Origin of the sequence: Streptomyces sp. NPDC051738 (genome assembly GCF_044453205.1) — a bacterium.
Lineage (GTDB): Bacteria > Actinomycetota > Actinomycetes > Streptomycetales > Streptomycetaceae > Streptomyces.
In genome coordinates, this window is the sequence record NZ_JBITCM010000018.1 from 154,785 (window position 1) to 167,431 (window position 12,647).

General features: G+C 70.9%; 10 protein-coding genes. 6 read left to right on the top strand and 4 right to left on the bottom strand.

The genetic code is table 11. The features are described from left to right. The first annotated feature begins 302 nt into the window (after positions 1-302). Complete coding sequence (locus ACIA8X_RS35150; protein ID WP_399459990.1) at positions 303-1,511, top strand: beta-1,3-glucanase family protein; 1,209 nt, start codon at positions 303-305, stop codon at positions 1,509-1,511. A gap of 132 nt (positions 1,512-1,643) precedes the next feature. Beyond that, positions 1,644-1,850 (top strand): hypothetical protein, encoded by a 207-nt coding sequence (locus tag ACIA8X_RS35155; RefSeq protein ID WP_393447334.1) that lies wholly within the window; start codon positions 1,644-1,646, stop codon positions 1,848-1,850. Positions 1,851-1,939: 89 nt separating this feature from the next. Here the strand turns inward: ACIA8X_RS35155 and ACIA8X_RS35160 are convergent, their stop codons facing one another. Beyond that, complete coding sequence (locus ACIA8X_RS35160) at positions 1,940-3,061, bottom strand: sulfite oxidase (protein ID WP_399459991.1); 1,122 nt, start codon at positions 3,059-3,061, stop codon at positions 1,940-1,942. 192 nt (positions 3,062-3,253) lie between these two features. On the opposite strand from ACIA8X_RS35160, the gene sthA reads away from it, so the two are divergent. From sthA to ACIA8X_RS35175, 3 genes are all read left to right on the top strand, one after another. Then, a complete protein-coding gene (gene sthA / locus ACIA8X_RS35165) occupies positions 3,254-4,657 on the top strand; it encodes a Si-specific NAD(P)(+) transhydrogenase (RefSeq protein WP_393446720.1) in 1,404 nt (467 codons plus the stop codon). Between the two features lie 279 nt (positions 4,658-4,936). After that, positions 4,937-6,409, top strand: coding sequence for an APC family permease (locus ACIA8X_RS35170; protein ID WP_399459993.1), 1,473 nt, complete (start codon positions 4,937-4,939; stop codon positions 6,407-6,409). 11 nt (positions 6,410-6,420) lie between these two features. Further along, a complete protein-coding gene (locus ACIA8X_RS35175; protein WP_399459994.1) occupies positions 6,421-7,380 on the top strand; it encodes a hypothetical protein in 960 nt (319 codons plus the stop codon). Between the two features lie 37 nt (positions 7,381-7,417). On the opposite strand, the gene prcB is transcribed toward ACIA8X_RS35175, so the two are convergent. Next, positions 7,418-8,272: a proteasome subunit beta gene (prcB, locus tag ACIA8X_RS35180; protein ID WP_399459995.1), complete on the bottom strand. Its 855-nt coding sequence runs from the start codon at positions 8,270-8,272 to the stop codon at positions 7,418-7,420. A gap of 108 nt (positions 8,273-8,380) precedes the next feature. Beyond that, positions 8,381-9,877 carry a hypothetical protein gene (locus ACIA8X_RS35185; RefSeq protein WP_393446727.1) on the bottom strand — a complete coding sequence of 499 codons (1,497 nt, stop codon included), beginning with the start codon at positions 9,875-9,877 and terminating at the stop codon, positions 8,381-8,383. A gap of 133 nt (positions 9,878-10,010) precedes the next feature. On the opposite strand from ACIA8X_RS35185, the gene ACIA8X_RS35190 reads away from it, so the two are divergent. Then, positions 10,011-10,700 (top strand): nucleoside/nucleotide kinase family protein, encoded by a 690-nt coding sequence (locus ACIA8X_RS35190; protein WP_393446729.1) that lies wholly within the window; start codon positions 10,011-10,013, stop codon positions 10,698-10,700. A gap of 58 nt (positions 10,701-10,758) precedes the next feature. Here the strand turns inward: ACIA8X_RS35190 and ACIA8X_RS35195 are convergent, their stop codons facing one another. Then, entirely contained in the window at positions 10,759-12,615 is a 1,857-nt protein-coding gene (locus ACIA8X_RS35195; protein ID WP_393446731.1) for a hypothetical protein, read from the bottom strand. Positions 12,616-12,647: the final 32 nt, after the last annotated feature.

The window sequence follows — 12,647 nt, forward strand, 5'->3', positions numbered from 1 at the left end:
AGAGAGCGCTCTTACACGCCTTCCAACCTTAAGTGAGCCTTAGACGAGGATTAAGCAGTCGTGCCCATCCTGCAGGTTTCCAAGTTCCCGCAGTTCAGCGGGATTTGGGAAGCCGCGAGAACCGTTGGCTCACACACGGGCCGTGCGTAATATCGGGGCCCATCGGTGGCGGCGACAGCGATCTGAGAGCGCTCTCAGAGCTACGGCTACGGCTACGGCTACGGCTACGGCTGGACCCTCCTCCGCCCCGCCTCCCCACCGAGGCCCAAGTACCCGCACAAGCAATCCGGGAGACCCCCCACATGACATCCCGTCATCAGCGCCACCTCGGTCGACGCAAGCTTCTCTTCGCCCTCGGCGGCGCGGCCGTGGCCGTCCCCACCGCCGCCGCTGTGGCCCCGTACGCCCTCGCGGGCACCCCCACGGACGGCGACACCCGTGCCGCGGCGGCGTCACTGCCCCTGACGATCGTCAACAACAGCGGCTCCTTCGGCAACGCGAACGTCCACCTCTACATCGTCGGCAACCAGGACGGCAGGCAGGTACGCGTCACACCCGACGGCACCCTCGCGCCGATCGCCCTGTCGGACAACGGCGCCGACGGCTTCACCGACTACGCCATCAGCCTGGCCGGCAGCGGCGAGACCCGGTTGTCCCTCCCCCAGATGTCCGGCCGGATCTATGTGGCGCTCGGCCAGAAGCTCAAGCTCAAGGCCGTCGCGGACGGCAACGGCAACGCGGCGCTCCAGTACCCGGCGGGCTGGGTGACGTCGGACCCCAACCACCCGGTGGTGCACGACTGTGCCGAGTTCACCTTCAACGCCGCCGGCATGTTCTGCAACACCACCATGGTCGACATGTTCAGCGTGCCCCTGAGCATCCGGCTGACCGGCGCCAAGGACCAGACGACGGGCGCGCTGCGGGCAGGCGGGCGCGCGGCCGCGTTCGCCGCGGTCCGGCAGGTCGAGGAGTTCGCGCCGCTCGTCGTGGACGACACGCGCGTCATCGCCCCGGGACACGGCCTGGACGCCGGCCTGTTCGGCAAGGACTACCTCGCCCCGTACATCGACGAGGTGTGGAGCTCGTACACCGGGCGGGACCTCACGGTCACCACCAACGCGGGTACGTTCACGGGCCGGGTCCGCGGTGATCGGTTCACCTTCGACGGGCCCGCCCAGGTGTCCTTCGCCAAGCCGTCGACCCGGGACGTGCTGTTCTGCGACGGCACGCTCGCCGCCCCCAACGACGGCACCACCGGCCCGGTCGCCGCCGTGCTGGGCGCCGGATTCAACCGCTCGACGCTGCTCAGCCATCCCGCCCAGCCCACGAACGACGCCGCCACCTTCTACCGGACCGACCTGACCAACCACTACGCCAAGGCGATGCACACGGTCACGGAGGACGGCAAGGCGTACGGCTTCGCCTTCGACGACGTGGCCGACTTCGCGTCGTACATCCAGGACACGGCGCCGACGGGGATCACCCTCACGCTCACGCCCTTCGAGGGCTGACGCGGCGCGGGAAGGGGCAGGGTTTCGGCGCCTCCGGATGCAGGGTCCGCTCAGGCGTTGAATGGTGATAGCAGACCCGATGACCGCACCGGGCCCGAAGAAGTCATCCGGATCCTCCAAGGAGCAGAGATGATGCCGACGTCCCAGCCCGAAACATCCGGGCCGTCCGAGGAGCGCACCACCCCGGACGCCCTGCTCCACGCCCGCACCGGCACCGAAGTGTCACCCGAGGACATCGTGCTTGCCTCAGGCAAGGACATCACCCCTCGCAACCTGGAATGGGCCAAGCGCAAGCTGGAGGCGGAGGGTCCGTCGGCCCTCGACAAGCTGCTGCCCTAGCCGCATCGGCCACGATCCGCGCGGGTCGCCTCGGGTAGGAGCCGACACCCGGGGCGACCGTTCGCGCCCGCCGCGCCCTGCCCGTGGACTCACTCCTCGTCCACGCACAGCACCGGCACCCGCTGCACGAGGTTGTTGGCGAAGCCCCCGCGGTTCCAGGGCTGCTCCAGTGGCTGGCTGTGCCCGTCGGCATCGGTGGCCCGTGCGCTCAGCACATGGTCGCCCGGGGTCGCCGTCCAGTCGTGCCGCCAGCGGCGCCAGGCCCACCGGTGACCGGCGTCCGGCGCCAGCTCGGCCTCCCGCCAGGTACGCCCCGCGTCCGTGCTGACCTCGACCCGCGTCACCGGCGCCCGCCCGGACCAGGCACGCCCCTCCAGAGCCACCGCGCCGGGCCGGACCACCCGCGCCCGGGACATGAAGTCGGGGAAGCCGGGTGGGACGAGCAGGGCGCGCGGGGCGATACGGGTGACCGGCTCGCCCTCGTCCTCACGGTGCTGGCGCAGCCGGTAGGCCACGGCCTGCTGGAATCCCGTGAACGGCACGTCGACGACGGTCACCTCGCGCAACCACTTCACGTGCGCCATGCCGTACCAGCCGGGCACGACCAGTCGCAGCGGACGGCCGTGCTGCGGGGGCAGCGGAGCACCGTTCATCGCGTACGCCACGAGCACCTCGGGCTCGCTGCCGATGGCCACATCCATGGGGAGGGCGCGCTGGTAGTCCTGCTCGACTCCGCGTTCGACGCCGTGATCGGCGCCTGTGAAGACCACCTCGGCCGCGTCGGGCTCGACTCCGGCCTCCGCCAGCAGCAGGTGCAGCGGTACGCCGGTCCACTCGGCGGTGCCGACCGCCTCGACGAGCCAGGGCTGGCTCACCGGGCGCGGGGTCAGCAGGGCCCGGCCGTTGCCCGCGCACTCCAGTGTGACCCGGGTGGTGACCTGCGGGAACGCTCGCAGGTCGGCCAGGTCCAGGCGCAGCGGGTGGCGGACCCGGCCGGCGAGGGTCAGGTGCCAGGGGGTGTCGTCGGGGACGTACGGGATGTCGTAGTGGGTCAGGACGTAGTGCAGGCCCGGCGGGGTGACGTCGTAGCGCAGGGCTTCGAGCGGCAGGCCGTGGTTGCGGGTCGCGAGCGCGAGTTCGTCCCGGCCGATGCCCTCCTCGGGGGCGGCCAGCCGGGCCGGTGCGCTCGCGTCGGCGAGTCGATGACCCATACCCGCATTATCGACCCGGGCCGCACCATCGCGCCGGTTCGCCGCAACCGCCCGGGCCTGCCACGGGCACTCATTTGTCGGCTCAAGCGGCGGCGGTGTGGGACAACTTCCGTTCCACCTCAGACATTTCACGCCGGCAATGGTTTCCGGCTCACCCTTTCGGAAGGGTTCTTGGGCTGTCAGACTCCTGAGGTGCCCGACTTCGACATGCTCGTCATCGGATCCGGACCGGGTGGCCAGAAGGCCGCCATCGCCGCGGCCAAGCTGGGCCGCCGGGTCGCCGTCGTGGACCGCCCCGACATGGTCGGCGGCGTCTCCATCCACACCGGGACCATCCCCTCCAAGACCCTGCGCGAGGCGGTGCTGTACCTGACCGGTCTCACCCAGCGCGATCTGTACGGGCAGAGCTACCGGCTCAAGGAGGACATCACCGTCGCCGACCTGACCGCCCGCACCCAGCACGTGGTCGGCCGTGAGGTGGACGTCATCCGCAGCCAGCTGTCCCGCAACCACGTCTCCCTGTACGCCGGGACGGGCCGCTTCGTCGACCCGCACACCGTCGCCCTGCGCGAGGTCACCGGCCACGAACGGCTGCTGACCGCCGAGCACATCGTCATCGCCACCGGCACCCGGCCCGCACGGCCCGACAGTGTGGAGTTCGACGGGCGGACGATCCTGGACTCGGACAACGTCCTGGCGCTGGAGCGGGTGCCGCGTTCCATGGTGATCGTGGGTGCCGGCGTGATCGGCATGGAGTACGCCAGCATGTTCGCCGCGCTCGGCAGCAAGATCACCGTGGTGGAGAAGCGCGCCGGGATGCTCGACATGTGCGACGTCGAGGTGATCGAGTCGCTCAAGTACCACCTGCGGGACCTCGCCGTGACCTTCCGCTTCGGGGAGACCGTCGCCGCGGTCGAGCGGCACCCGCGCGGGACGCTGACCGTCCTGGAGAGCGGCAAGAAGATCCCCGCCGACGCGGTGATGTACTCGGCGGGCCGGCAGGGGCTCACCGACGAGCTGGACCTGGACAAGGCCGGGCTCACCGCGGACCCGCGCGGCCGGATCACCGTCGACGAGCACTACCGCACCGAGGTGCCGCACATCTACGCCGTCGGCGACGTCATCGGCTTCCCCGCGCTGGCCGCGACCTCGATGGAGCAGGGCCGGTCGGCGGCGTACCACGCCTGCGGGGAGCCCGTCGGCCGGATGCACAACCTCCAGCCGATCGGCATCTACACGATCCCTGAGATCAGCTTCGTGGGACGGACCGAGGACCAGCTCACCGAGGACCGGGTGCCGTTCGAGGTGGGCATCTCCCGCTACCGCGAACTGGCCCGGGGGCAGATCATCGGCGACTCGCACGGCATGCTGAAGCTGCTGGTCTCCCCCGAGGACCGCACACTGCTCGGGGTGCACTGCTTCGGTACGGGGGCGACGGAACTCATTCACATCGGGCAGTCGGTGATGGGGTGCGGCGGAACGGTCGACTATCTGGTCGACGCGGTGTTCAACTACCCGACGCTCGCGGAGTCCTACAAGGTCGCGGCCCTGGACGCCACGAACAGGCTGCGGCAGATCGACCGCATCGGGGACTGAGCCCCGCCCCGACCTTCCCCGGTGGCCCATGTCGCCACTTGGCGCACCCTCTCGAAGTCTCCGACGCGTGCTCTTGAAGCCTCAAGAATGTGGCTATCATCACTCGCACACACGGCGTAACTGCACGGCGACGCAACGGCGTACAGTGTCCGCCACCCCTTTTCGCCGCCCCTTCCCGAGGTCATCCCTCTTCGGTTCGTGGCGTTGTACCACCCCACCCCCCATACGCGTCGGGGCCTGGTCGCCCTCGCGCCGTGCAAGACGGAGAGCAGCGCATCCATGAGCAACAACAGGGGCAGAGGGCTGCAGGCCAATGTCCTCGGTACGTTCGACACGGTGGTGATGGCGGTCGCGGGCAGCGCCCCGGCCTACTCGCTCGCCGCGACCACGGCGGTCCTCGTCTCGGCGGTGGGGCTGGCCAGTCCGGCCGCACTGCTGTACTGCGCGATACCCATGCTGGGCATCGCGCTCGCCTTCAGTTATCTCAGCCGCATCGACGTGAACGCGGGCGCCAGCTACTCGTGGGTCGGGCGCACGCTGCACCCCTTCCTCGGGTTCATCAGCGGCTGGGCCCTGGTGATCTCGGCGACCATCTTCATGGTCGCCGGTTCCCTGCCCGCCGGTTCGATGACGCTGGCCCTGTTCGACGAGGAACTCGCGGAGAACACCGCGCTGTCGACGCTGGTCGGCGCCGGCTGGTTCCTGATCATGCTGGCCGTGGTGCTGGGCGGCGCCCGTCTCACCGTCCGGGCGCAGCTCGTGATGTCCGGTGTCGAGCTGGCCATACTGGCCCTGTTCGCCGTACTCGCCCTCTTCCACTCGGGAAGTGCCCGGGTGTTCGACTGGTCCTGGCTCGGCTTCGGGCACTTCGACGGGGTGACGGGGTTCGCCTCGGGGGCGTTGATCGCCGCGTTCTACTACTGGGGCTGGGACGTCACCAGCAACCTCAGTGAGGAGACGCGCAACAGCCGCCGTACGACGGGCCTAGCGGGGCTCATCGGGGTGGGCATCGTGTTCCTGCTGTTCGAGGTGTTCACGATCGCGGTGAACGTCATCCTCTCCTCGACGCAGATCCAGGAGAACGACGCCAATGTGCTGGCCGTGCTCGGTGAGGAGATCTGGCCGGGCTGGGGCGGCAAGTTGCTGATCGTGGCGGTGATGCTGTCCACCATCGCCACCCTGGAGACCACCCTCATCCAGGTCACGCGTTCGCTGTTCGCGATGGGCCGGGACCGTACGATGCCGTCCGCGCTCGGCAAGGTGCACCGCCGGTGGAACACGCCGTGGGTGGCGATCGCGGTGGTCGGCGTGGTGGCGCTGGCGATGTTCATCGCCTCCAACGCCCTGGGCACGGTGGGCGACATCCTCTCCGACGCCATCTCGGCCATCGGGCTGCAGATCGCCGTCTACTACGGACTGACCGGGCTCGCCGTGGTCGTCGCCTATCGCAAGATGCTGCTGAAGTCGGTGGGCAACTTCGTGTTCGGCGGTCTGTGGCCGTTGTTCGGGGCTCTGTTCATGTTCTGGATCTTCGTCGAGTCGCTGGGCGGGCTGAGCCCTTCCGCGCTCGCGATCGGCATCGGCGGCCTCGCGGCCGGGCTGATCCCGATGCTCTGGTACTGGCGGCAGGGCAGCGACTACTACCGGCCGGCCAAGCTGGACGCCACGCAGACCGTCGAGGTGGACTACGTTCCCGCCGACCGCGGCGACACCGACTCCCTTGTCCACGAGGGTCTTTCCACCGACTTCTGAGGGAGCCCCTGATGGCGAGAGACCGCTTCGCTCCCGACTTCGATCCCGACTGCGGGGACGCGCCCCTCACCTGCGCTCGCCAGGACATCGTCATCGGACGCTGGCAGGGACTGCGCGAGCTGCTGCGTGCCACCGGTCCCGACTGGCTGGTGCGGGGCCACCGGGTCCGGTTGCTCGCGCAGGCCTGTGCGGGCAGTTCGACGGTGGAGTCGTGGCTGGCCGCCGAGCCGCACAGCTCCGACGCGCTGGTGCTGCGGGCGGCCACGGAGACGACCCGGGCGTTCAATCTGGCGATCACCGCGGGGCGTGGCGTGGCGATCGACGAGCACCGCATCGACACCGCGGTGCTGTCATGCCTCAAGGCCGCCGACTCCTACCCGGACGACCCGACGCCGTGGATCTCGCTGATCTCCGTCGCACGGCTGTATTCGTCGGGCGTACGGAGGCAGGAACTGGGGCGCTGGTGGGACGAGTTGCACCAACGCGACCCGTACAGCGTGGAGGGACACCTTCAGGTGCTGCACTACTACTCCTCACGCTGGCACGGCACCCACGGCCTGATGTACGACTTCGCCCGCGACGCCGCCGGAGTCGCACCGCCCGGCTGCCCGCTCCCGGTGCTCGTGCAGTACGCCCGGGTCGAGGAGTTCCGCTACGCCCTGGACGCGGCCAAGGGGCAGCATGCCTCCATGGGGCTCGGCCAGCACTGGAGGAACGACGGCGCCGTCAGCGACGTACGCCGGACCTGGGAGCGCTGGATCACCAACCGCGCCTCCACCGACGTGGCCCCCGGCGAGCTGCGCGACCTCAACTACCTGGCGCACGCGGCCTGTCAGGCCGGGGCGCACGACATCGCCGCGGCCCTGTTCCGGATGCTGGGACCACGGGCCACGCGCGCTCCGTGGGGGTACACCGGCGATCCGGAGAAGCAGTTCGTCAAGTGGCGGGGGGAGGTGGGGGTGCGCCGGTGAGAGCCTTTGTTCACAGGCTCTGAGGGCGAACGCCCTGTCAGGGAGCGGCGTTCGGACCGTCCGGACGGCTCCGGCGCTGCTCCACCATCTCGCGGCTCAGCTCCTCCGTATCCGCCTCGGGAAGCCGCTCGAAGCCGCCCTCCGTGATCACCGAAACGCTGGGGAAGATCCGCCGGTTGATGTCCGGTCCGCCGGTCGCGGAGTCGTCGTCGGCCGCGTCGTACAGCGCGTGCAACGCGGCCAGGGCCGCCTCGTGCCGGGACATGCCCGCGCGGAACAGCTTCTTCAACGCCCCTCGGGCGTACGGCGATCCGGAGCCCTCGGCGTGGAAGTCGTACTTCTCGTACGGTCCGCCGGTGACCTCGAAGTCGAAGATGCGTCCTCGGGCGCCTTCGGGTGCCTTGACGTCGTAACCGGCGAGGAGCGGCACCACGGCGAGGCCCTGCATGGCCTGGCCGAGGTTCTGCCGGATCATGGCGGCCAGGCGGGACGCCTTCGCCTGGAGGGACATGGGAATGCCCTCGATCTTCTCGAAGTGCTTCAGCTCGACCTGGTACAGCTTCACCATGTCCAGGGCGAGTCCGACGGTGCCCGCGAAGGCGACGGCGGTGTGGTCGTCCGCGGGGTGGACCTTGTCCAGGTCGCGCTGGGCGATGAGGTTGCCCATGGTGGCCCTGCGGTCGCCGGCGATCAGCACGCCGTCGCGGTAGGTGAGGGCCAGCACCGTGGTGCCGTGCGGGAAGCGGTCGGGTGCGGCGCGGACGCCGTCGGGGAAGGGGCGGCGCATGGGCAGCAGGGCCGGTCGGTGTGCCGCCAGGAACTCGGTGAAGGACGAGGTCCCCGGAGTGAAGAACTCCTCCCCCAAGCGCCCGTCGTGCTCACTGCTCGCCATGGCACTCCCCCTCCACCGTTCGGCCGACATCCGGACTCCTACCTGAACCGGCCGACCGGGAAACGCCGTTGGCACGGCCAGACCACGGCCGTCAGAGGTGATCCGGCGTCATGGCGGTCCGCCCGTGCCCAGCGCCGGGGCGATGCGGACCTCCAGGCCGTCGAGGCGGTGGCGGTCCCAGTCGCGGGCGTATCGGGGCGGTTTGCCGCCGGGGGCGGTGAGGGCGCCGACGGGGATGCTGCGGGTGGACCGCAGGATCCCGGCCGTCGTGATGTTGGCGTTGTGGCCGCGGGTCGCGGCGGACGAGCAGCCGGTGTAGTAGGCGACGGGGATGGCCTCGTGCCCGGTGAGCAGGCAGGGCGGGCGTACGCCGAGGCGGTGGAGTTCGGCGGCGGAGCGGGCCCAGTCCTGGCGGCCCGCGGTGCTGCGGTCCACGGTGCGGTCCAACACGGCGTACTGCACGGCCAGATGCCCGGCCAGCCCGACGGCGACCACGGCGGCGACCACGGGGCGCCACCGGCCGTCGGGCTTGGTGGCCAGGTGGAGCAGCGCGTCCGCGACCGGGATGGCGAGCAGTGCGTAGGCGGGCAGGAGGAAGCGGGGCGCCGCGTATCCGATCATGAACAGGTACGGGAAGGCGGCCGTCGCGGCACAGAGCAGCGGGACCAGGGTGCGGGTGGTGCGTCCGGCGAGGAACGCGATCGCCAGCCCGTAGGCGGCGAGCAGGGGCAGGGCGAACCACCAGGCGTACACGACGGGGTCGGGCATCTCTCCGTCGCAGGGCCGGCACAGGGTGCTGCCGGCCAGGCTGCGTACCTGGTCGTCGACGGCGAGGTTCCAGCCCAGGTCGCCCTGGATCCGGGAGGCCTCGTTCAGCCGCTCCCGCAGACCGCCGTAACTGACGAACGCCTCGATCACCCACTCGACGCCCCCGGCCACGAGGCCCGCCACCAGGGCGAACCCGAGCCGCCGGTGCCGTAGCACCACCGCGAGGACGAGCAGCGGCAGCACGACCCATACGGCGTCCGTGGGCCGCATCCACGCCATCAAGGCGGCGCCGGCCAGGACGCCCCACAGGGCCCGTCCGTCGGCACGGTCCGCGCGGGCGCGCAGGAAGCAGCCGACGCAGAGCAGGGCGCCGAACGCGACCCAGAGGTTGGGCATGGCCTGCGGGCCGTAGAAGAGGGTCACCCACAAGGTGGCGAACAGGGCGCCCGCACCGGCCAGGACACGGGGCGGGAACAGTCCGCGCCAGGCGCGCAGGACCAGGTACAGGACGAGTCCGGACAGCAGGGCGAGATAGACGCGCAGCAGGGTCGTGGACGACGACCAGGAGGCGACGGGCCACACCAGCAGCGATACGCCACGCGCGCGTGGCGCGCTGAAGTAGGCGGCCGGAGCCTGGGTGCCGACCTGGCTGACGTACACCACCTCGTCCCAGCCGAGGCCCATCGAGGGCCGTGCGAGGAGCAGTTGGGCGAGGATGAAGGCACCGGCCACCGCCGCGAGCAGGCCGTCGCCGCGCGCTCGCCAGGACCCGCCGGGCACGGTCGACGCGTAGCGCCGCTCCATGCTCATGAGCATGGGCTTCGTGCCGTGGGTCATCGTCCGCCCCTCATCTCTGCAGGCCTGAATCCCTACAAGTCCGAAAACAGGGACAAACTAACCCGTAAGGGATGCTCACGCAGTGTGGGGTTCGGCCAGTCGCCTGATGCGGGCGGGTGACACACTCTGCGGTGTGACCCTGACCTTCACCGACCTCCTCACCCGAGCCCGGTCCCTCCCCCGGGACGGCCGCCGCGCCGTCCTCGGTATCGCCGGCAGCCCCGGCGCGGGCAAGTCGACGCTCGCCGAGCACCTGGTGCGGGAGCTGAACGGTGCCGGGGATCCCTGGGTCGCGCACGTGCCCATGGACGGCTTCCACCTCGCCGACGTCGAGCTGGACCGGCTCGGCCGCCGGGACCGCAAGGGCGCGCCGGACACCTTCGACGCCGCGGGGTACGCGGCGCTGCTGCGGCGGCTGCACGAGGAGTCCGACGGTGACACCGTCTACGCGCCCGGCTTCGAGCGGGTCCTGGAGCAGCCGATCGCGGGCGCCCTTCCGGTGGAGCCGACGGCCCGGCTGGTGGTGACCGAGGGCAACTATCTGCTGCTGGACACGGACGCGTGGACGCGGGTGCGTTCGCAACTGGACGAGGTGTGGTTCTGCGAGCTCGACGAACCCGAACGCATCGGGCGGCTGATCGCCCGGCACGAGGAGTTCGGCAAGCCGCACGACCAGGCGGTGGCCTGGGTGCTGGGCTCGGACCAGCGCAACGCGGAGCTGATCGCCGCGACCCGCGACAAGGCCGACCTGGTGGTGCCGGGCACGGCCCTGCCCGTGAGGGGCGTTTCAGCCCGTCCGGCGTTTGAGGACGAGGCCCTTTAGGGGCCGACGGGGGTCCAGGGGGCAGAGCCCCTGGCGGGGTAGAAGGGGCGGAGCCCCTTCAGGACGGGGCGGGTAGGGGCGGCGGGGGCGAGACTTCCAGCTCCGGCTCCCCGTGCGCGTCGCCCGCCGCCTCGCCGATCACGGCGGTGAACGCTTCCGTGCGAACCGTCAGCCCTGAACCGTCGTCGTATGCGAACGTGGGCGCGAACGGGCCCGTCGATCCGTAGCGTACGGCGAAGGCGTGCAGGTCCTCCGGGGCGCCGGGGGCCGGTTCGGCCTCCAGGGCCGTCGAGCCGACCAGATGCCGCCAGCCCTCGTCCGGGTTGCCGTAGCCGCGGGGGTCGGCGGCCAGGGCGAAGGCCGCCTCTTCCTGGGTCCGTTCCGCGCGGGCGTCGAAGTGGTCCACGCCGTCCGACTCCGGGTGGGTGAGGCGGAGTGCGCCCGCCGCCGTGACCTGACCCTCGGCGGACCTGCGCACCCGGTCGCCGTCGTCGGTGGCGTACGGCAGACCCGCGAGCAGGTACGGCGTTCCGGGGAGCCGCTCCACCGCGACGGTCGTCCAGAGGCTGGTGCCGTCGGTGACATACAGGGACCGGACGTGGCGCAGGACGTGGTCGCGGCCGACGACCGGCTTGGTGACCAGCTTGGCGGTGAGGCCGCCGGCGCGGACGTCCCGGACCCGGACCTCGCCCATGGGGCGGCAGAACAGGAAGCCGTCGGTCACCGGGCCGAAGCCGTGCTGCCGGTTCACGGCCGCCGGGAGGTAGTACGTGCCCGCCGCCTCGACCAGCGACGGGGTCATACGGTCGTCGAAGGCCACCGAGACCGTGCCCGCGCGGAGTTGGTGGCGAGCCGGGGTCGTGGACGGTGTGCGATGCCAGCGGGTGCTGTCCTGGATCTGCCAGACCAGCATCCAGGCGAAGTGGCCGTCGACGCCGCCGTCCGCCTTGACCGCGTGCCGGCCCCAGCGGGTGTCGCCCCGGTAGCGCCCCAGGTCGGAGCCGATCCGGGCGCCGAAGTAGCGCAGGCCCAGGACCGACTCGAAGCCGCTGTGCTGCTCGCTGTAGCGCGGTCCGCCGTTGTCGAAGCCGCCGGTGGTCAGGCGGGCGTCGAGGTAGCGGGCGAGTGCGTCACCGTCCTCGGCGAAGATCTCCTCGCCGCTGATCCGGTGCGCCTGGGCGAGGAAGGACAGGGAGATCGGGCCGTAGTTGTTGTCGTAGGCGCCGCCGTGCTCGGGAGGCAGCAGAGCGCCTCGGTCCGCGACGCGGTGGGCGCGGATCTTGTCGGCGTACAGGGCGAGCGCGCGCGAACGCACCGGCTCGCCCTGCTCCGGCGGGAGATGGCGGGCCAGCATCAACCCGCCGACGATGCAGCCGATGGCCTGGTTGCCCGCCTCCTGCGGGTTGAAGAAGGTCGCCTCGGTCAGCCAGTGCCAGTAGCCGTGCGCGACCTCGACGAGTTCGGCACGCTGCTCGTCCTGGACGAGCCCCTCCGCCAGGTCCAGCACGTTGACGGCCTGGAGGAGCGCCCACACCGTGCTCGGCCAGTCGCCGATGGGGTGGGCGCCGGAGGCGAGGGTGTAGCGGGCGTACGGCAGACCGGTGTTGCGCGCCTTCAGGTTCGGGTAGCCGGGGTTGTCCTCGGTGTACACCCGCTCACGCAGGTGGAAGGCGAGGCTGCGGCGCACCGCCTCGGGCAGACGCGGGTCCTTGCCGCGCTGCCAGGCGAGGGCGAGCAGCGAGGTGATGCCGAGGGAGGTGTCGCCGATGTCGTCGACGCAGTCCGGGTGTTCCAGGTTGCCCTCCGGCGTGAGCCGGGCCAGGGCCTGCTCCGCGACACCGGCGAGGACGGCGTCGTGCGCATCGGGGGTGTCGGGGAGGTCGTGCAGGGCGCCGAGCTGGCGAGGGAGATGCACGGGTGGTCAGCCCTTCATGCCTGAGATGGCCA